Source organism: Gilvimarinus gilvus, from assembly GCF_030518155.1.
In the GTDB taxonomy this organism is placed as follows: Bacteria; Pseudomonadota; Gammaproteobacteria; order Pseudomonadales; family Cellvibrionaceae; genus Gilvimarinus; species Gilvimarinus gilvus.
The window spans coordinates 1-327 of the sequence record NZ_JAULRU010000459.1; the positions used below are offsets into that span (position 1 = coordinate 1).

The 327-nt window shown below is 65.1% G+C and carries 1 protein-coding gene; it reads right to left on the minus strand.

What is annotated here, in order from left to right; translation table 11 throughout:
* On the minus strand, positions 1–226 hold a 226-nt coding region (locus QWI17_RS08870), incomplete at its 3' end, for a DUF1016 N-terminal domain-containing protein (protein WP_302722160.1).
* Positions 227–327: the final 101 nt, after the last annotated feature.

Sequence of the window (327 nt, forward strand, 5' to 3'; positions counted from 1 at the left end):
GAGCCATCAACTGCTCGCCGTAACCGGCCCGCCGCCTGCCTTTCTGCTCGGCCTCCACGATCCGGCGGCCAATCTCCCAATAGCTGGCCGTCATCAGCGCATTGACACTGCGCGCCGCTGCCTGGCGCGCCGCATCCAGCAGCTCCACAATGCCGCCGTGGATGCCGGCATAGCCAGTCGGTAAGGCGGCGCGTTTCCCCGCTGCCGTAGGCGTCTTCCTTGTCATGCTGTCGCCTCCATAGAACGGGATGCCCCAGTAATGGCCAGCCGCCGATTCGCCACCAGTTCGGCCGCATCCCGCACCGGCTTATCCTCGGTATGAACATA